This window comes from Pseudokineococcus lusitanus (assembly GCF_003751265.1).
In the GTDB taxonomy this organism is placed as follows: Bacteria; Actinomycetota; Actinomycetes; order Actinomycetales; family Quadrisphaeraceae; genus Pseudokineococcus; species Pseudokineococcus lusitanus.
The window spans coordinates 290,731-309,109 of the sequence record NZ_RJKN01000003.1; the positions used below are offsets into that span (position 1 = coordinate 290,731).

The window sequence follows — 18,379 nt, forward strand, 5'->3', positions numbered from 1 at the left end:
CCACCGCCCGCCCGCAGTCCCCGCCCCGACCGAGAACCCCGTCCCGGAAGGACACCGACGTCCCATGACCGAGAGCACCAGCAGCGCCCGCTACGTCGTCGCCATCGACCAGGGCACGACGAGCACCCGCGCCATCGTCTTCGACCACGCGGGCACCATCGTCTCCACCGGCCAGCTGGAGCACGAGCAGATCTTCCCCCGCGCCGGCTGGGTCGAGCACGACCCCGCCGAGATCTGGCGCAACACCCGGGAGGTCATCGGCCAGGCCCTGTCCCGCGCCGACATCACCCGGCACGACGTGGCCGCGGTCGGCATCACCAACCAGCGCGAGACGACCGTCGTCTGGGACAAGAACACCGGCGAGCCGGTCTACAACGCCATCGTCTGGCAGGACGTGCGCACCCAGCCGATCGTCGACCGGCTCGCGGCCGACGGCGGCGTCGACCGCTTCCGCCAGGTCTGCGGGCTCCCGCTCAACCCGTACTTCGCCGGCACGAAGATCATGTGGGTCCTCGAGAACGTCGAGGGCGCCCGCGAGCGGGCCGAGGCGGGCGACCTCCTCTTCGGCACCACCGACTCGTGGGTGCTGTGGAACCTCACCGGCGGCACCGACGGCGGCGTCCACCTCACCGACGTCACCAACGCCTCGCGCACCCTCTTCATGGACCTGCGCACGCTGCAGTGGGACGACGACGTCCTCGCCGCCATGGACATCCCCCGGGCGATGCTCCCGGAGATCCGCTCGTCGTCCGAGGTCTACGGCACCGTCCGGGCGTCGAGCCTGCTCCGCGAGACGCCGATCGCCGGCATCCTCGGCGACCAGCAGGCGGCCACCTTCGGCCAGGCGGCCTTCTCGCCCGGCGAGGCCAAGAACACCTACGGCACCGGCAACTTCCTCATCGTCAACACCGGCGAGGACCTCGTCTTCAGCGACAACGGGCTCCTCACGACGATGGCGTACCGCCTCGGCGACGCGAAGCCCGTGTACGCCCTCGAGGGGGCCATCGCCGTCACCGGCTCCCTCGTGCAGTGGCTGCGCGACAACCTCGGGCTCGTCTCCTCCGCCTCGGAGATCGAGGCCCTCGCGGGCTCGGTCGAGGACAACGGCGGCGTGTACGTCGTCCCGGCGTTCTCCGGCCTCTTCGCCCCGTACTGGCGCGGCGACGCGCGCGGCGCCGTGGTCGGCCTCACGCGCTACGTCACGAAGGCGCACATCGCGCGGGCCGCGCTGGAGGCCACCGCCTTCCAGACCCGCGAGGTCCTGGACGCCGCGGACGCCGACTCCGGCGTGCCCCTGACGGAGCTGCGCGTCGACGGCGGCATGGTCGTCAACGACCTGCTCATGCAGTTCCAGGCGGACGTCCTCGGCGTGCCCGTGGTGCGCCCCGTCGTCGCCGAGACGACGGCGCTCGGCGCGGCCTACGCGGCCGGCCTGGCCGTCGGCTTCTGGTCCGACCTCGACGAGGTGCGCGCCAACTGGGCCGAGGACAAGCGGTGGGAGCCCCAGATGGAGGAGGCCGAGCGCGAGCGCGTGCTGCGCCTGTGGAAGAAGGCCGTCACCCGCACGTTCGACTGGGTCGACGACGACGTGCGCTGACGCGGGCCGACGTCCCTGACGTCGGCCCCGACGCCGCAGGGCCCCGCACCTCCCGAGGTGCGGGGCCCTGCGGCGTCCCCGGGGCCCCGGGGAGGGCGGTCAGAAGAGCGCGGACGCGAGGGCGCGGCGGGCGGCGACGACACGCGGGTCGGCCGCGCCGACGACCTCGAAGAGCTCGACGAGGCGGACGCGGACGCGGTCGCGCTCGTCGCCGGACGTGGCGCGCACCGTCGCGACGAGCCGGCGGAAGGCGTCCTCGACGTGGCCGCCGAGGACGTCGAGGTCCGCGACGAGCAGGGCCGCGTCGACGTCGGCGGCGTCCGCGGCGGCCGCGGCCCGCGCCTGCTGCAGGTCGACGCCGCTCGTGCGGCGCAGCAGCTCGACCTGCGCCAGGCCGAGGCGGGCGTCCTCGTCGGCCGGGGCCTCCGCGAGCGCCCGCCGGTAGGCGTCCGCGGCCGCGTCGAGGTCGTCGCGCTCGATGGCGTCGTACGCCTCCTGGTGCAGCGGCGGCAGCGGCGGCTCGATGGGGCCCTCGTCCTCCGCGCCGTCGCCGGCCCCGCCGTCGAGGCGGCCCGTGACGCCCTGGCGCTGGGCCAGGTCGAGCAGCGCGTCGAGGTACTGGCGCACCTGCTCGGCCGGCAGCACCCCCTGGAAGAGGGGCACGGGCTGGCCGGCCACGAGGGCGAGGACGGCCGGCACCGTCTGCACCTGGAAGGCCGCGGCGATCTGCGGGCTCGCGTCGGCGTCCACCTCGGCGAGCAGCCAGCGGCCGGCGTCGGCGGCCACCGCCGCCCGCAGGTCGGCGGCGAGGTCGGCGGCGCCCTGCGCGCGGGGCGAGGACAGGACGACGACGACGGGCACCGACGTCGAGCCCTCGACGACCTCGCGGAAGTTCGCCTCCGTCACCGCGACGACGAGGCCGGACGCCCCGCCCTCGGCGCCGCCGCCGCCCGCCGGGCCCGCCGCGGCGGGCGCGGGCGCCGGGCGGCCGAGGCCGGAGAGGTCCACGGCCCCCCGCACGTCGAAGCCCGGCCCGGCGGGGGCGCCGCCCGGGCGGGGTCGGCCGCTGCGCTGGCTCATGGGTGTCGCCTTCCGTCGGTGGTGCGGCACGCGGTGCGTGCCGGTGCGGGCGGGCCGTCGCGGCCCCGCGGCCCGGCCCGGGGACGGGCGGGCGGACGCGGTCGGCGGCGGCGGACCGGCGCCGATGCTGCCACGACCGGCCTCCGCCCACGGCCCGGGGCGGGCGGGGCGCGGACCGGCCGGGCGGCCCGGCGGTCGGGTCAGGAGGCCTCGGCGGCCACCAGCACGCGGTCGGCCGCGACGGCACGCACCTGCGTGTCCTCGGCGTCGGCGGGCGGGACGACGAGGGCGACGGCCTCGACCCACGTCGTCGACGTGCGCTCCCCGGCCTCCCCCGCCCCCGCGAGCGCGGCCTCGTCGGCCGGCAGGCGCAGGAGGGCGCCCTCCGAGCCGGGCTCGAGCTGCTGGACCCGCTCGGTGTCGAGCAGCCCGAGGACGAGGGCGCCGCCGTCGCCGGTGGCGACGGACACGACCGAGCCCTCCCGCACGGCGCGGGTCACGGACCAGTCGAAGAAGTCGAGGGCGTCGGCCTCCGTCTCCTCGGCCGAGACGACCTGGCGGAAGGCGTCGTCGGCCACGGCCGCGGCAGCGTCCCCGGCGTCCGCGGCCGGGGTCCCGAGGGCGGCCGCGTAGGCGGCGACGGCGTCGGCGGGCGGGAGCACGAGCGCGGCGGGGTCGACGGCCGGCGTGCCCGCGTCGCCCGTGGCGGTGCCGGGCACGACGGCGCCCGGCAGGAGCCCCGCCGTCGCGACGAGCCGGTAGGGGCTGCGCGCGTCGTCCTGGACGAGCACGGACAGCTGCGGCTGCTGCTGGCCCTCGGCCTGGGTCACCGTCGCCCAGGTGCGGGGGAAGGTGCCGGCGGCGGCCGACGGGTCGACGGCGTCGGCGGGCACGGCGCCCTCCTCCGCGCCCGGCGTGGCCACGGCGGGGACGACGTCGCGCAGCACCTCGCCGCCGACCGGGGCGGGGGCGGGCGAGCCGCCCACGACACCCTGCAGCCGGTAGCGCGCGAGACGCAGCTCGGCGGCGGCGCCCGTCACGCGCGGCTCGAGGAGGGCGGCGTCGCGGGCGGCGTCGGCGGCGGCGAGCGCCTCGGACACCTCGGCGCGCACGACGTCGGCGCGGTCGGCCGTGAGCGCCGCCACGGGACCCTCGACGGCCTGCGGCCGCGGCTGCGGCACGGGCTCGGCGGCGCAGGAGGCCAGCCCGAGGGCGAGGACCCCGGCGACGCCGAGGGCGGCGGGACGACGGACGGCGCGGCTCATCGGGTCTCCTCGGGGGCGGCCGCGGCCAGGGCGCGGCGGCGGCGGCGGGACGCCAGGGCGGTGACGACGGCGAGGACCAGCGCGAGCACGAGGGCGGCGACGCCCCCGGCCACGAGCGGGGCGGCCTCCGGGCCGGCGACCTGCTCCTGCGGCCAGGTGAGCGTCAGCTCGTCCGGGGCGGGCGCCGTCCCGTCGGTCGCCGCGAGGACGACCCAGCGGCCCTCCGGCGGGGCGAGCTCGAAGGACGCCGAGCCCTCCCCCGTGGCGACCTGGGTCCACAGGTCCGAGGTCGCGGGCTCGGGCAGCGCGGGCTCCCCGGCGTCGGGCGTGGCCGGCGGGGTGACGGCGAGGGACGTCGCGGCCTCGCCCTCGGCGGGCTGCTCGAGGCCCCCGACGACGGTCGTCGGCACGCCGTCCAGCCACGCCATGGCGTCGACCTCGCGGGCGAGGACGAGGGTGACGGGGCGGTCGGCGGCGGTCGCGGTCACCGTGACGGGGCCGGGGCGCGTCTCGAGGACGCCCGGGGCGGTGACGAGGACGCGGGTGCCGTCGTCGGCGGCGCCGGTGACGGCGGTGGCCGAGACCGTGGCCGACGGCAGCCACACCGTGCGGGCGGCGACGCCGAGACCGAGGGCGGTGAGGCCGAGGACGGCCAGCAGGGCCGTCGCGACGACCCCGGCGACGACGGCGCCGCGCCGCGGGCGGACGGGGCCGGCGGCCCGGGGGGCCTCGGGGGCGGCAGCGGCCGGCGCGGGCCAGGGGGCGGCCGGCCGGCCGGGGGTCCCGTCGGGGTTCTCCTCGGGGGCCCGGTCGGCGGTGCCGTCGGCGGGCGGGGTGGGGTGGGGCACGGGGGTCCTGTCGGTCGGGGACGGTGGCCGGCCGTGCGCGGGCGCACGACGGGGCCCCGGCCGCTCGGCCGGGGCCCGTGCCCCCAGCGAGCCGTGGGGCGGGAGGGGCGCTACGGGGCGCCGGGGGCGGAGGTCGGCCCGGGGGCCGCCTCGACGACGGCCGCCTCGAGGCGGTCGACCTTGCCCTGGAGCTCGCCCGAGCGGCCGGGGCGGATGTCCGCCTTCAGCACGAGGGAGAGGCGGGCGTCGGGGCCGGCGTGCTGCCCGACCGCCTCGGTGGCGCGGCGGACGACGTCCATGACCTCGTCCCAGCTGCCCTCGACCGTCGTGAACATCGCGTCGGTCCGGTTCGGCAGCCCGCTCTCCCGCACGACCCGCACGGCCGCGGCGACGGCTCCCGCGAGGGAGTCACCGGCCTGCGGGGCGACGGAGAAGGCGACGAGCACCCGTCCACGGTACCCGCGCGACGGGGGTGCTCGTGACCGTCCCGTGACCAGGGCCCGTCGTCCGGGACGGCGCGGGGGCGGTCGCCGGGACGTCCCCGGGCCGTCGCAGGGCCCTCACGGGGCCGCACCTGCCCGGCGGCCGGGCGCCTGCGCACCCCCCTCGCCGTGGCCCTAGGTTCCCCGCATGAGCACCGAGGACGGGGCGGCACGCCCTGCCGTGGCGGACGTCCTGGGCGGCGGGCCCGCGCCGCAGCTGCTCGGCCTCGACCACGTCGGCGTGGCCACGGCCGACCTCGCCGCGGCCCTCGACCTCCACGTCCGGGTGCTGGGGATGCGGGTCGTCCACGAGGAGACCAACGAGGAGCAGGGCGTCCACGAGGTGATGCTCGTCGTCGGGCCGCTCGACGACGGCCCCCGCGTCCAGCTGCTCGCCCCGACCGGTGCCGGCTCGCCCGTCGCCCGCTTCCTCGACCGCCGCGGGCCCGGGCTCCAGCAGGTCGCCTACCGCGTGCGCGACGTCGCCGCCGCCACCGCCGCCCTCACGGCCGCGGGGCTGCGGGTCCTCCCCCCGGCCGTGCGCACGGGGACGGCCGGCAGCCGCGTCGCCTTCGTCCACCCGGCCGACGCGGGCGGGGTGCTCGTCGAGCTCGTCGAGCACGTCCCCGACGCCCCGGACGCCTCGGACGCCGGGGACGCCCGGGACGGCCGCGACGCCGGGGCGCCGGCGTGAGCCCCTCCCCCGACGGCGTCCCCGACGTCCCCGACGACGGCACGCCTCCCCCGCCGCCCGCCGGCCGCCGGCCGCGTCGGGTCCCCCGGTGGCGGCGGGCGCTGCGGGCGGCGCGGGAGGCCCGCACGGTCGCGCCGCCCCCGCACGACGAGACCCTCGACGACGTCCTGGCGCACGCCCCGCCGCCGCCCCCGCCGCCCGCGCCCGGCCTGGCGGCCCCGCGCCCCGACGAGGCGGAGGGGCCCTTCGGGCCGCTGGGGACCGCCTTCAACCGGTCCCACCCCTTCTACCTCGGCTTCGTCGGGGCCGTCGGCGTCCTCGTCGCGCTCCTGCTCGCGCGCGCGGTCACCGAGCTCGCGCAGGTCATCACGTTCGTCCTCATCGCCTTCTTCCTCGCCCTGGCGCTCGAGCCCGTCGTCGACGCCCTGGAACGGCGGGGGCTGCCGCGACCGGCGGGCATCGTCGCCGTCTTCGGCGGGCTCCTCGTGCTCGTCGGGTCCTTCGTCGCCGCCGTCATCCCGGTGCTCGTGGAGCAGGCCGCCGAGCTCGTCCAGGCGGTCCCGGACACGGTCGCCGACATCCAGGGCCAGCAGTGGTTCCTCGACCTCGACGAGCGCTACGACGTCGTCGGCCGGGTGAGCGCCGAGGTGACGGAGGCGCTGACGACGGGCGACGGCCTGCAGGTCCTCGCGGGCGGGCTGCTCGGCGCGGGCCAGGCCGTCGTCTCCGGCGTCGTGTCGACCCTCACCGTGCTCGTGCTGACGCTCTACCTGCTGGCCTCGCTGCGGGCCGCCCGCGCCGCCGGGTACCGGCTGGTGCCCGCCTCGCGCCGGCGCCGGGTGCAGCTGCTCGGCGACGAGATCAGCCGCCGGATCGGCGGGTACGTCATCGGGCAGCTCTCGCTGGCGACCCTCAACGGCGTCCTCACCTACGTGCTGGTCCTCGTCCTCGACCTGCCCTACGCCATCGTCCTCGCGGTGACGGTCGGCCTGCTCGGCGTCATCCCGCTCATCGGGGCGACGCTCGGCGCCGTCGTCGTCGCGGTCGTCGCCCTGGCCACCTCGCCGTGGCTCGCGCTCGTCGTGGCCGTCTACTACCTCGTCTACCAGCAGCTGGAGAACTACGTCCTCGCGCCGCGGATCATGCAGCGCACCGTCTCGGTGCCGGGCGCCGTGGCCCTCGTCGCCGCCCTCGCGGGCGGCTCGCTGCTGGGCCTGCTGGGGGCCCTCGTCGCCATCCCCCTGGCCGCCGGCGTCCTGCTCGTCGTCCAGGAGGTCGTCGTGCCGCGGCAGGACCGCAGCTGACCGCGGCCCCGGCGCCTCAGCGGCGCGGACCGCGGGTCGCGCGGCGGTCCCAGCAGGCGCCGTGCCAGTGGCGCCGGTCGGCGAGCGCGGCCTCCGCGCCGAGCAGGCCGTCCGCCGGCCACGCGACGACGTGCGGCACGCCGCCCGGGACGAGCTGGTCGCAGCCGGGGCAGCGGTAGGAGCGGCCCTCGAGGGCCGCCGGGCCGCCGCCGGTGACGCGCTGGACGACCCACTCCCCGTCCGGGTGCTCCTCGACCCGTCGCAGCCCCCCGCCCAGCGGGCGGGCGGGTCCCGCGGGGGCGTCGCGGCCGAGGGGGCGGCCGCCGCGGCGGGGACGGTTGCTGCGGGGCACGGCCCCATCGTGGCCCACCGCGCCGGGGACCGCCGCCGGCGGAGGGCCGGACGGCCGGGACGGGCGGCGGCGGGCGGGACGACGGGGACGGCGTCACGGGGACGGCGTCACGGGGACGGCGTCACGGGGACGGCGTCACGGGGACGGCGTCACGGGGACGGCGTCACGGGGACGGCGTCACGGGGTCGGCGTCACGGGGTCGGCGTCACGGGGCCGGCGGGGACGCCCGGCCCGGGCGGCTAGGGTCGCCGCCCGTGAGGCTCGTCGTCGCCCGGTGCTCCGTGGACTACGTGGGACGGCTGACCGCCCACCTGCCGCTGGCCACGCGCCTGCTCATGGTCAAGGCGGACGGCAGCGTCCTCGTGCACTCCGACGGCGGCTCGTACAAGCCGCTCAACTGGATGAGCCCGCCCTGCACGCTCACGACGGCGCCCGCCGAGGGTCCCCACGCCGACGCCGGCGCGGTCGAGACGTGGCGGGTGGCGAGCACGAAGACCGACGACCAGCTCCTCGTCGCCGTCCACGAGGTCCTCTCGGACACGAGCGTCGACCTCGGCGTCGACCCGGGCCTCGTCAAGGACGGCGTGGAGGCGCACCTGCAGCGGCTGCTGGCCGAGCAGATCGAGGAGCTCGGCGCGGGCCACACCCTCGTGCGCCGCGAGTACCCGACGGCCATCGGGCCCGTCGACATCCTCTGCAAGGACGCGGCCGGGCTCGTCGTCGCCGTGGAGATCAAGCGGCGCGGCGACATCGACGGCGTCGAGCAGCTGACCCGCTACCTCGAGCTGCTCAACCGCGACCCCCTGCTCGCGCCCGTCGCCGGCGTCTTCGCGGCGCAGGAGATCCGGCCGCAGGCCCGGGTGCTGGCCGAGGACCGGGGCATCCGCTGCGTCGTCCTCGACTACGACGCGATGCGCGGGGTCGACGACCCGACGACACGGCTCTTCTGACCGCGGCCCGGCCCGGGCCCGCGGCCGGCGCCACGCCCGGGGCCGGGGACCACGGGAATGCCGCGGGCGGGGGCCTCGCTGGCCCGGGCATGAGCGAGAAGACGCCCTCGAAGATCGTGTACACCGCCGCCGTCACGTCCAGCGGCGGCCGCAAGGACGGCCGGGCCGTCTCAGAGGACGGCGTCCTCGACGTCCGGCTCAACGCCCCCAAGGAGACCGGCGGGCCGGGGACCGGCACCAACCCCGAGCAGCTCTTCGCCGCCGGCTACGCCGCGTGCTTCACCGGCGCCCTGGGCCTGGCCGGCAAGGAGCAGGGCGTCGACGCGAGCGCCGCCGAGGTGCGCGCCGAGGTCGGTCTCGGCCCGGAGGGCGAGAGCTACGCCATCACCGCGGCGCTCACGGTCCGCGTGCCGGGGCTCGACGTCGAGGCCGCCCAGCGCCTGGCCGACCGCACCCACCAGCTCTGCCCGTACTCCAAGGCGATCGCGGGCAACGTCCCGGTGACGATCACCGCCCTCGCGGGCTGACCTCCCCGCCCGCCCGACGCCCCGTCCCCACCGGGGGGCGGGGCGTCGGCGTGTCAGCCGAGCAGCTCGTCGGGGTAGCACCAGCGCCAGGCCTCGCCCGGCTCGGCGCTGCGGGCGACGGGGTGCCGCTCCTGCCCGGCGTGCGCCCGGGCGTGGCGGTGCGGCGAGGAGTCGCAGCAGCCCGTGAAGCCGCACGTAAGGCAGCGGCGGAGCGCCACCCAGCCGTGCTCGCCGAGCGGGAGGCACCCGTCGCAGCCGTCCGCGAGCACCTCGCCGCGGGCCGCGGGCGCGGCCCGCAGGTGGTCGCAGGGGGCGCCGTCGTCGCCCGCCGGCCCGGCACGGAGCAGGTCCGCCCGCCCCGTGGCGGCGACGGCGGTCGGCGGCGGCTCGCCACCGGGCGGCCGCGGCGCCCCGGCGAGACCGCGCTCGACGTCGTCCGCCGCGTCCTCGTCCGGCGGGTCGGCCTCCTCGTCCCCGGCGACGAGCAGCGACTCCTCGACGTCCAGCTGGCCGAGCACCCGGCGCAGCACCTCGTCGGGCGCGAGGCCCTCGTCCCGGACCCGGAGCAGCTCCTCGCGCTCGGCCTGCAGCATCTGCCGCCGCAGCCGCACCCACGTGCGCTCGCGCTCGCCGGGACCCACCGAGCCGCCCGCGCCGTCCGGCCCGCGTCCCAGCCGCTCCCAGGCCCGCTCGCTGCGGCCGACGACGCGCCGCCGCAGCTCCTCGACGACGTCGTCCCCGTCCCCGGCCCGGCGCGCGCCGTCGAGCCGTTCCTCCGCGGCGTACCGCAGCCGCTCGAGCACCGTGGCCGTCAGGAGCGCGTCGTGGGCGGGGTCCGGCGCCCCGAGCCCGAGGCGCCGCACGAGCGGCGGCAGCGTGAGGCCCTGGAGCACGAGGGTCCCCGCGACGACGACGAGGGCGGTCAGCACGAGCACCTCCCGCTCGGGCGTCCCCTCCGGCAGCGAGGCGGCCGCGGCCAGCGTGACGACGCCGCGCATGCCCGCCCAGCCGACGACGACGAGGCCCCGGCGCGAGACGCGGTCACCGCTCCCGCGTGTGCTCCGGCCGGCGTGCAGCCCCGCGAGCGGCAGCACCACCGCGACGTAGACGAGCCGCACGACGACGACCACGCCGAGCACCGCCCCGGCCACGCCGAGCGCCCGTGCGGGCCCCACGCCGCCCGCCGTGCCGAAGGCCCCGCCCACGACGTCGGACGCCTGCAGCCCGATGAGGACGAAGACGCCGCCCTCGAGGAGGAAGCGGACGGTCCGCCACGTCAGCCGCTCGGCGATGCGGGCGCGCGCCCCCTGCTGCCGCGGCGCGCGGTGGGCGAGCAGCAGGCCGGTGACGACGACGGCGAGGACGCCCGAGGCACCCAGCTCCTCCGCCGGCAGGTACGCGACGAAGGGCGCCGTGAAGGACAGCGTGGTGTCGAGCACCGCGTCGTCGAGCCGACGGCGGACCCGCCCCGCGACCGAGGCGACGACGACGCCGACCGCGACGCCCCCGCCGGCGGCCAGGAGCAGGTCCGCGCCGATGCCCACCGCGTCGAGCCCCTCGGCGGCGGCCGTCCCGCCCGCCGTCGCGAGCGCGGCCGCCGCGAGCGCCGTGCGCAGCAGCACGAGCGCCGTCGCGTCGTTGACGAGGCTCTCCCCCTCGAGGACGGTGACGACCGCCCGCGGCAGCCCGACGCGCCGGGCCACGGCGGTCGCGGCCACCGCGTCCGGCGGCGCGACGACGGCGCCGAGCGCCAGGCCCACCGCCAGCGGCACGGGCAGGAGCAGGTGGACGACGACGCCGACGACGACGGCGGTGACGAGCACGAGCCCCACCGACAGCAGGGAGATCGCCTTGAGGTGGTGGCGGACGTCGAGGAGCGACGTGCCCTGCGCGGCGGCGTAGAGCAGCGGCGGCAGCAGGCCGACGAGGACGAGCTCGGGGTCGAGCACGACGGTCGGCACGAAGGGCAGGTAGGAGCCGACGACGCCGACGACGACGAGCACGAGCGGCGTCGACCCGCCCGTGCGCCGGACGAGGAGCTCCACGCCCACGACGACGGCGGCGAGGACGACGAGCTCGAGGGCGGTCTCCACGCCGCCATCCTGCGCCCGGCCGGGCCCCAGCCGTGACCGGCGCCACCTCCGCGGCCCCGGCGGCGCCGTCGGGCGGGCCCCGCGCCGCCGCCCGGCCCTCGGGGGCGCACACTGCGCGGGTGGACGTGTGGGCCGCCTACCAGGTGCTCTTCGGGCCGCTGATGGCCTTCGTCGCCGTCGGCGTCCTCGCGCTGCTGCTGCGCTGGACCTGGGCCCGCGGCCGCTCCCTCGTGCCCGGCCGGGCCCGGCAGGGCGCACCGGAGGACTACGGCCTCCTCGTCGCCGTCGCCGAGCCGGCCACCTTCGTCGAGGCGGAGGTGCTGCGCCGTCGCCTCGAGGACGAGGGCCTGCGCGCCACGCTGGCGCCCACGACGGAGGGCCCGCGCGTCCTCGTGTTCCCCCGCGACGCCGAGGTGGCCCGGGCGGTGCTGCGCCGCCCCTGAGGCCCGCGCCCGGGGGCCGCGGCCCGGCTCAGCCCAGGACGCCGCCGAGGCGCTCGTCGGGGACGGCGGCCACGTCCCGGCGGACGTCGGCGCCGAGGCCGCGCAGCGACGCGACGACGTCCTCGTAGCCGCGGTCGACGTGCGCGACGCCGTGCACCTCCGTCGTGCCCTCGGCGCGCAGCCCGGCGACGACGAGCGCCGCGCCGGCGCGGATGTCGCTGGCCTCCACCGGGGCTCCCGACAGCGAGGGCCGGCCGCGGACGAGGACGTGGCTGCCGTCGACGACGAGGTCCGCGCCGAGCCGCTCGAGCTCGTGGGCGAAGCGGAAGCGCGCCTCGAAGAGGTTCTCGGTGAGGACACCGCTGCCGTCCGCCAGCGCGGCGAGCGCGAGGGCGAAGGGCTGCAGGTCCGTGGGGAAGCCCGGGTAGGGCAGCGTGGCGACGTCGACCGCCCGCGGCCGCCGCGGCCCGCGGACGACGAAGCCGTCGGCCACGGCGTCCACCTCCGCGCCCGCGGCGCGCAGCTTGTCGGCGACCATCCCGAGATGCTCCAGGCGGCCGCCCCGCACGTGGACGCGCCCGCCCGTGACGGCCGCGGCGTAGGCCCACGTGCCGGCCACGACGCGGTCCGGCACGACGGTGTGGCGCACCGCGCCGAGCCGGCGGACGCCGTCGACGACGAGGCGGGACGTGCCCCGCCCCCCGACCTGGGCGCCCATGGCGACGAGGAGGTCGACGAGGTCGTCGATCTCGGGCTCGCGGGCGACGCCCTGCAGCGTCGTCCGGCCGTCGGCGAGCGTCGCGGCCATGAGGAGGTTCTCCGTGGCCCCCACGCTGGGGAAGGCGAGGTGCACGTCCGCGCCGTGCAGGCCCCCGGGCGGCGCCTGCGTGACGAGGTAGCCGTGGTCGACGTGGACCTCGGCGCCCATGGCCCGCAGCCCCTCGACGTGCAGGTCGAGGCCGCGGGAGCCGATGGCGTCGCCGCCGGGCACCGCGACGTCGGCCCGCCCCAGCCGCGCCGTCAGCGGGCCGAGGACGCTGATGGAGGCGCGCATGGCGCGGACGAGCTCGTAGTCGGCGCGGTGCCCGACCTCGGCCGGGACGTCCACGACGCAGGTGCGGCTCGCGGCGTCGTGCTCGACCTCGGCCCCCAGCCGCCGCAGCAGCTCGGCCATGATCCGGACGTCGACGATGGTCGGCACGCCCTCGAGGACGGTGCGCCCCTCCGCGAGCAGCGAGGCCGCCATGAGCTTGAGGACGCTGTTCTTCGCCCCCGGGACATCGGCCGTCCCGTCGAGGACGGTGCCGCCGGTGACGATGATCCGCTCCACGCCGGGCAGCGTAGGTGCGGCCGCCGGCGTCACCAGATCCGCACGCGCTCCGCGGGCTCCATCCACATGCCGTCGCCGGGCCGGGTGCCGAAGGCGGTGTGGAACTCGTCGAGGTTGCGCACCACCTGGTTGCAGCGGAACTCCTCCGGCGAGTGCGGGTCCGTCGCGAGACGGCGCAGCCGCTCCTCCGGCCGCGCGACGGCCCGCCACGCCGTGGCCCAGGCCGTCAGCGCCTCCCGCACCCCGGCGCCGTCCACCTCGCGGCCCTCGGCGCCCGCCGCCAGCCGCAGCGCGACGAGCGCGATGCCCAGGCCGCCGAGGTCGCCGATGTTCTCGCCGACCGTCAGCGCGCCGTTGACGGTGCGCCCGGGCGTCTGCGCCGGCTCGAGGACGTCGTACTGGGCGACGAGGCGCTGCGTCAGCGCGTCGAAGGCCTCGCGGTCCTCGGCCGTCCACCAGTCGGTGAGCCGGCCGCGCCCGTCGAAGCGGGAGCCCTGGTCGTCGAACCCGTGGCCGATCTCGTGGCCGATGACCGCGCCGATGGCGCCGTAGTTGACGGCGTCGGGCGCCGCCGGGTCGAAGAACGGCGGCTGCAGGATGGCGGCCGGGAAGACGATCTCGTTGAGCCCCGGGTTGAAGTACGCGTTGACCGTCTGCGGCGTCATGAACCACTCCGACCGGTCCACGGGCGCACCGACCTTGGCGAGCTCGCGGTCGGTCTCGTGGGCCGTGACGCGGCGGACGTTCCCGACGAGGTCGGTGCGGTCGACGACGAGGCCGTCGTAGCTCTTCCAGCGGTCCGGGTAGCCGACCTTCGGCGTGAAGAGGTGCAGCTTCTCCAGGGCCCGCTCGCGGGTGCCGGCGCTCATCCACGCCAGCCCCGCGATCTCCTGCGCGTACGCCTCGACGAGCCGGTCCACGAGGGCCTGCACCTGCGCCTTGGCCTCCGGCGGGAAGTGCCGCTCCACGTAGATGCGGCCGACGGCCTCCCCCACCCCGCCCTCGACGAGGGCGACGCCGCGCTTCCACCGCTCGCGCATCTGCTCGGCGCCGGAGAGCCGGCGGCCGTAGAAGGCGAAGCCCTCCTCGACGAGGTCGGGCGTCAGGTAGGGCCCGGTGGCGTGGACGACGCGCCACGTGAGCCAGGCCCGCCACGCCGGGAGGCGGTCGACCACGAGCAGGTCGCCCAGGGCGGTGACGAAGGACGGCTGCGCGACGACGACCTCGTCGAGCAGCGTGGCCGGGGCGCCCAGCCCCTCCAGCCACGCCGACCAGGGCAGGTCCGGCGCGAGCGCCCGCAGGCCCTCGGCGTCGAGGAGGTTGTACATCTGCTGCACGTCGCGGCGGCGGACGCGGTCCCAGTGGGCCGCGGCGAGCTCCCGCTCCAGGTCGACGACGGCGGACGCCGTCACCGCGGCGTCCGGCACCCCGGCCAGGCGCAGCATCGCCTCGACGTGCGCCGGGTAGGCCGCGAGGACCTCCGCGTGCTGCTCCTCGCGGTAGTACGCCTCGTCCGGCAGGCCGAGCCCGCCCTGGCCGAGGTAGGGCAGGTAGCGGTCGGGGTCGCCGAGGTCGGTGTCGACGGACAGCCCCAGGAGGCCGCCGGCTCCCGCGCGGTCGAGCTCGCCGAGCAGGTGGAGGAGCCCCTCGACGTCCTCGACGGCCGCGACCCGGGCGAGCGGGCCCTCGAGCGGCGACGTGCCCGCGGCCTCGACGGCGTCCTCGTCGAGGAAGCTGGCGTAGAGGTCGCCCACGAGGCGCTCCACGGGGCCGCCCTGGTCACCGGCGGCGCGCGCGTCCTCGCAGATGCGCCGGACGGCCTCCTCGGCCTCGTCGCGCAGGTCGACGAAGACCCCGGCGACCGACCGGTCGGGGGCGATCCGCGCGGAGCCGAGCCAGTCGCCGTTGACGGCGCGGAAGAGGTCGTCCTGCGGACGCACCGCGTCCGGCACGGCCGGGCGCCCCGGCGTCTCGTCCGAGCTCTCGACCAGGGTCCGGTCCGACGTCGTCATGGCTCGCGACCCTACGCGGGACGGCCGACGACGGCCCGGGCGCCGCCGGGCCCGCCGGACGAGGGGACGGGCGGGGGCCCGTGCGGCGCAGCGGGTCAGGCGACGTCGCTGCGGTACCCCGGCGGGGAGCTCTCGAGCCAGGACGCGAAGGCGGTGTAGGCCTCCCCGTCCATGGCGAGCTCGAGGTGCTCGCCGCGGTGCCGGCACTCCACGACGACGGCGTCGGGGAGGACGGCGAAGGCCTCGGCGCCCGAGGGGGGACGCCGCGCGACGACCTCGACCTCGCGCCGGTCCCACGTGCGGCCGGCGCGCACGTCGGGGCGGAAGACCCGGTACCAGGCCATGCAGTCGCCGCGGAACCCGGCGACGCCCAGCACCCACCGGCCGTCGTCCCGGCGCGCGGAGCAGTCGAAGCCGCCGAGGCGCCGGGTGAGCACCCGGCGCCTCAGCGAGACGGACAGCACGCCGGCCACGAGGACGACGAGCACGAGCAGGGCGACGGCGAGGGGACCCAGGAGCTCGTCCACGCCCGCCGCCCCGGCTGCCTCAGCGCGAGGCGGAGCCGGCGGCTCCCTGCACGTCGACGTCCTCGGCCACGACGACGGCCCGGTCGTGGTCGACGGAGACGAAGCCGCCGCTGACCACGGCGGTCAGCGACTCGCCCTCCGTGGCCGTGATGCGCACCTCGCCGTCCGCGAGGACGGCGAGCAGCGGCTCGTGGCCCGGCATGACGCCGAGCTCCCCCTCGACGGTGCGCACCGACAGGCGCGACGCGCCGCCGGCCCACACCTGCCGCTCGGCGGAGACGAGCTCCACGTGGAGGGCGGCCATCAGGCGCCGGTCTCCTTCTGGATGCGGGCCCAGTTGCGCTCGACGTCCTCGATGCCACCGACGTTGAAGAACGCCTGCTCGGCCACCTGGTCGTACTTGCCCTCGGTGATCCGCTTGAAGGACTCGACGGTCTCGTCGAGCGGCACGGTCGAGCCGACGACGCCCGTGAACTTCTCCGCCATGTACGTGTTCTGGGAGAGGAACTGCTGGATGCGCCGGGCGCGGCTCACGATGACCTTGTCGTCCTCGGAGAGCTCGTCGACGCCGAGGATGGCGATGATGTCCTGCAGCTCCTTGTTGCGCTGGAGGATCTGCTTGACCGCGGTCGCCGTCTCGTAGTGCTCCCGCGAGATGTACTGCGGGTCGAGGATGCGGGAGGTCGACGTCAGCGGGTCGATCGCCGGGTAGAGGCCGCGCGAGGCGATCTCGCGGGACAGCTCCGTCGTGGCGTCGAGGTGGGCGAACGTCGTCGCCGGCGCGGGGTCGGTGTAGTCGTCCGCCGGCACGTAGATCGCCTGCAGCGAGGTGATCGAGTGGCCGCGCGTCGAGGTGATGCGCTCCTGGAGCACGCCCATCTCGTCGGCCAGGTTCGGCTGGTAGCCGACGGCCGAGGGCATGCGGCCCAGCAGCGTCGAGACCTCGGAGCCGGCCTGCGTGAAGCGGAAGATGTTGTCGATGAAGAGGAGGACGTCCTGCTTCTGCACGTCGCGGAAGTACTCCGCCATCGTCAGCGCCGAGAGCGCCACGCGGAGGCGGGTGCCCGGCGGCTCGTCCATCTGGCCGAAGACGAGGGCCGTCTTGTCGAAGACGCCGGCCTCGGCCATCTCGCCGATGAGGTCGTTGCCCTCGCGGGTCCGCTCCCCCACGCCGGCGAAGACCGACACCCCGCCGTGGTTCTGGGCGACGCGCTGGATCATCTCCTGGATGAGGACGGTCTTGCCGACGCCCGCACCGCCGAAGAGGCCGATCTTCCCGCCCTGGACGTAGGGGGTGAGGAGGTCGATCGACTTGATGCCGGTCTCGAACATCTGGGTCTTCGACTCGAGCTGGTCGAAGGCCGGCGCCTGGCGGTGGATGGGCCAGCGCTCGGTGATCTCGAGCCGCTCGCCCTCCTCGAGGTTGAGGACGTTGCCGGTGACGTCGAAGACGTGGCCGAGGGTCACGTCGCCGACCGGGACGCTGATCGGCGCGCCGGTGTCCTGCACCTCGGTGCCGCGGACGAGGCCGTCGGACGGCTTGAGGGCGATGGCGCGGACGAGGCCGTCGCCGAGGTGCTGGGCGACCTCGAGCGTCATCGACGTGCGCTCGCCCGAGAGGTCGTAGCTGATCGACAGCGCGTTGTTGATCTCCGGGATCGCGTCCGGCGGGAACTCGACGTCGACGACGGGCCCGATGACGCGGCTGACCCGACCGGTGCCGCCGGTCGGTGCGGTGCCCTGGGTCTCGGTGGCGGTGGCGGTCATGTGCGGTGCTCTCCTTCGGCCGGGCCGGTGGCGCTGGGGCTGGGTGCCCGGCAGGCCGGGCGCGTCGGGGGCCGGCGGCGGGTGCCGCCGGCGGTGGGTCAGGAGGGGGAGGCCCCGGCGAGGGCGTCGGCGCCGCCGACGATCTCGGTGATCTCCTGGGTGATGGCCGCCTGGCGGGCCTGGTTGGCCAGCCGCGTGTACATCTTCACGAGGTCCTCGGCGTTGTCACCGGCCGTCTTCATCGCGCGCTGGCGGGCGGCGTGCTCGCTGGCGGCCGCCTGCAGCAGCGCGTTGTGGATGCGGCTGGCGATGTAGCGGGGCAGCAGCGCGTCGAGCACGCGGTCGGGCGAGGGCTCGAACTCGTACAGCGGGAGCAGCTCGTCGCCGCTCGGGGGCTCGACGCCCTCGACGACCTCGAGCGGCAGCAGGCGGTTCACCTGCGGCACCTGCGTCACCATGCTGACGAACTGCGTCGACACGACGTGGATCTCGTCGACGCCGGGCGCGCCGCCGTCCTCCGGGGAGGAGCTGCGGACGAACTGCTCGACGAGCGTCTCGCCGATCTCGCGGGCGTCGTCGAAGCGCGGCGACTCGGAGAAGCCCGCCCACTCCTGGGCCACGTCCCGCCGGCGGAAGCGGTAGTAGGCGCTGCCCTTGCGCCCGACGACGTAGAGGACGGGCTCGACGCCCTCCTCGCGCAGCCGCACGACGAGCCGTTCGGCCTCGCGCAGCACGCTGGCCGAGTAGGCGCCGGCCATGCCGCGGTCGCTCGTGACGACGAGCACCGCCGAGCGGCGGACCTCGGCGCGCTCCGTCGTCAGCGGGTGGTCCGCGTCGGAGTACGTGGCCACCGCCGACACGGCCCGCGTGATGGCGCGCGAGTACGGCGTCGACGCCGCCACCGCCTGCCGCGCCTTCGTGATGCGGGACGTCGCGATGAGCTCCATGGCGCGGAAGATCTGCTGCATCGACTTCGTCGACCCGATCCGCTGCTTGTAGACCCTCTGCTGGCCTGCCACGGTCCTGCTCCTCCTGCGTGGTGGGTGGTGCCCCGCGCCCGCCGTCACCCGGGGGCGACGGCCGGCGCGGGGTTGGGCCCCGGCACCGC

18 protein-coding genes are annotated in these 18,379 nt (G+C 77.3%); 6 read left to right on the forward strand and 12 right to left on the reverse strand.

Translation table 11 applies throughout. The features are described from left to right. Positions 1-64 precede the first annotated feature (64 nt). Positions 65-1,597: a glycerol kinase GlpK gene (gene glpK, locus EDC03_RS07240; RefSeq protein ID WP_123379525.1), complete on the forward strand. Its 1,533-nt coding sequence runs from the start codon at positions 65-67 to the stop codon at positions 1,595-1,597. A gap of 99 nt (positions 1,598-1,696) precedes the next feature. Here glpK and EDC03_RS07245 read toward each other — a convergent pair whose 3' ends face one another. The 4 genes from EDC03_RS07245 to EDC03_RS07260 form a co-directional block, all read right to left on the reverse strand. After that, on the reverse strand, positions 1,697-2,677 hold the full coding sequence (locus tag EDC03_RS07245; protein ID WP_123379526.1) for a tetratricopeptide repeat protein: 981 nt from the start codon (positions 2,675-2,677) through the stop codon (positions 1,697-1,699). Between the two features lie 200 nt (positions 2,678-2,877). Next, a complete protein-coding gene (locus EDC03_RS07250; RefSeq protein ID WP_123379527.1) occupies positions 2,878-3,942 on the reverse strand; it encodes a hypothetical protein in 1,065 nt (354 codons plus the stop codon). Continuing rightward, entirely contained in the window at positions 3,939-4,790 is an 852-nt protein-coding gene (locus EDC03_RS07255; RefSeq protein WP_123379528.1) for a hypothetical protein, read from the reverse strand. The genes EDC03_RS07250 and EDC03_RS07255 overlap by 4 nt, the downstream gene beginning before the upstream one ends. Before the next feature lie 110 nt (positions 4,791-4,900). Further along, a complete protein-coding gene (locus tag EDC03_RS07260; protein WP_123379529.1) occupies positions 4,901-5,236 on the reverse strand; it encodes a thiamine-binding protein in 336 nt (111 codons plus the stop codon). 184 nt (positions 5,237-5,420) lie between these two features. On the opposite strand from EDC03_RS07260, the gene mce reads away from it, so the two are divergent. Next, positions 5,421-5,966, forward strand: coding sequence for a methylmalonyl-CoA epimerase (mce, locus tag EDC03_RS07265; protein WP_123379530.1), 546 nt, complete (start codon positions 5,421-5,423; stop codon positions 5,964-5,966). After that, positions 5,963-7,270: an AI-2E family transporter gene (locus EDC03_RS07270; protein ID WP_123379531.1), complete on the forward strand. Its 1,308-nt coding sequence runs from the start codon at positions 5,963-5,965 to the stop codon at positions 7,268-7,270. Before mce ends, EDC03_RS07270 begins: the two co-directional genes overlap by 4 nt. Positions 7,271-7,286: 16 nt before the next feature. Here EDC03_RS07270 and EDC03_RS07275 read toward each other — a convergent pair whose 3' ends face one another. After that, positions 7,287-7,622, reverse strand: a complete 336-nt coding sequence (locus tag EDC03_RS07275; RefSeq protein ID WP_241967080.1) for a hypothetical protein — start codon at positions 7,620-7,622, stop codon at positions 7,287-7,289. Between the two features lie 254 nt (positions 7,623-7,876). On the opposite strand from EDC03_RS07275, the gene nucS reads away from it, so the two are divergent. Both nucS and EDC03_RS07285 read left to right on the forward strand, forming a co-directional pair. Further along, entirely contained in the window at positions 7,877-8,572 is a 696-nt protein-coding gene (gene nucS, locus EDC03_RS07280) for an endonuclease NucS (RefSeq protein WP_123379533.1), read from the forward strand. Positions 8,573-8,661: 89 nt separating this feature from the next. Then, on the forward strand, positions 8,662-9,099 hold the full coding sequence (locus EDC03_RS07285; protein ID WP_123379534.1) for an organic hydroperoxide resistance protein: 438 nt from the start codon (positions 8,662-8,664) through the stop codon (positions 9,097-9,099). A 53-nt stretch (positions 9,100-9,152) separates the two neighbouring features. On the opposite strand, the gene EDC03_RS18145 is transcribed toward EDC03_RS07285, so the two are convergent. Then, on the reverse strand, positions 9,153-11,192 hold the full coding sequence (locus EDC03_RS18145; RefSeq protein WP_123379535.1) for a Na+/H+ antiporter: 2,040 nt from the start codon (positions 11,190-11,192) through the stop codon (positions 9,153-9,155). 119 nt (positions 11,193-11,311) lie between these two features. On the opposite strand from EDC03_RS18145, the gene EDC03_RS07295 reads away from it, so the two are divergent. Continuing rightward, positions 11,312-11,635 (forward strand): hypothetical protein, encoded by a 324-nt coding sequence (locus EDC03_RS07295; RefSeq protein WP_241967081.1) that lies wholly within the window; start codon positions 11,312-11,314, stop codon positions 11,633-11,635. A 28-nt stretch (positions 11,636-11,663) separates the two neighbouring features. On the opposite strand, the gene murA is transcribed toward EDC03_RS07295, so the two are convergent. From murA to EDC03_RS07325, 6 genes are all read right to left on the reverse strand, one after another. Then, positions 11,664-12,965 carry a UDP-N-acetylglucosamine 1-carboxyvinyltransferase gene (gene murA / locus EDC03_RS07300; RefSeq protein WP_123379723.1) on the reverse strand — a complete coding sequence of 434 codons (1,302 nt, stop codon included), beginning with the start codon at positions 12,963-12,965 and terminating at the stop codon, positions 11,664-11,666. 29 nt (positions 12,966-12,994) lie between these two features. Beyond that, positions 12,995-14,977: a M13 family metallopeptidase gene (locus tag EDC03_RS07305; RefSeq protein ID WP_123379536.1), complete on the reverse strand. Its 1,983-nt coding sequence runs from the start codon at positions 14,975-14,977 to the stop codon at positions 12,995-12,997. A gap of 95 nt (positions 14,978-15,072) precedes the next feature. Further along, positions 15,073-15,504, reverse strand: a complete 432-nt coding sequence (locus EDC03_RS07310) for a DUF2550 domain-containing protein (protein WP_199720019.1) — start codon at positions 15,502-15,504, stop codon at positions 15,073-15,075. A 19-nt stretch (positions 15,505-15,523) separates the two neighbouring features. Continuing rightward, positions 15,524-15,808: a F0F1 ATP synthase subunit epsilon gene (locus tag EDC03_RS07315; protein WP_123379537.1), complete on the reverse strand. Its 285-nt coding sequence runs from the start codon at positions 15,806-15,808 to the stop codon at positions 15,524-15,526. Continuing rightward, entirely contained in the window at positions 15,808-17,271 is a 1,464-nt protein-coding gene (atpD, locus tag EDC03_RS07320; RefSeq protein WP_123379538.1) for a F0F1 ATP synthase subunit beta, read from the reverse strand. The genes EDC03_RS07315 and atpD overlap by 1 nt, the downstream gene beginning before the upstream one ends. Positions 17,272-17,369: 98 nt before the next feature. Next, positions 17,370-18,290: a F0F1 ATP synthase subunit gamma gene (locus EDC03_RS07325; protein WP_123379539.1), complete on the reverse strand. Its 921-nt coding sequence runs from the start codon at positions 18,288-18,290 to the stop codon at positions 17,370-17,372. Positions 18,291-18,379 lie beyond the last annotated feature (89 nt).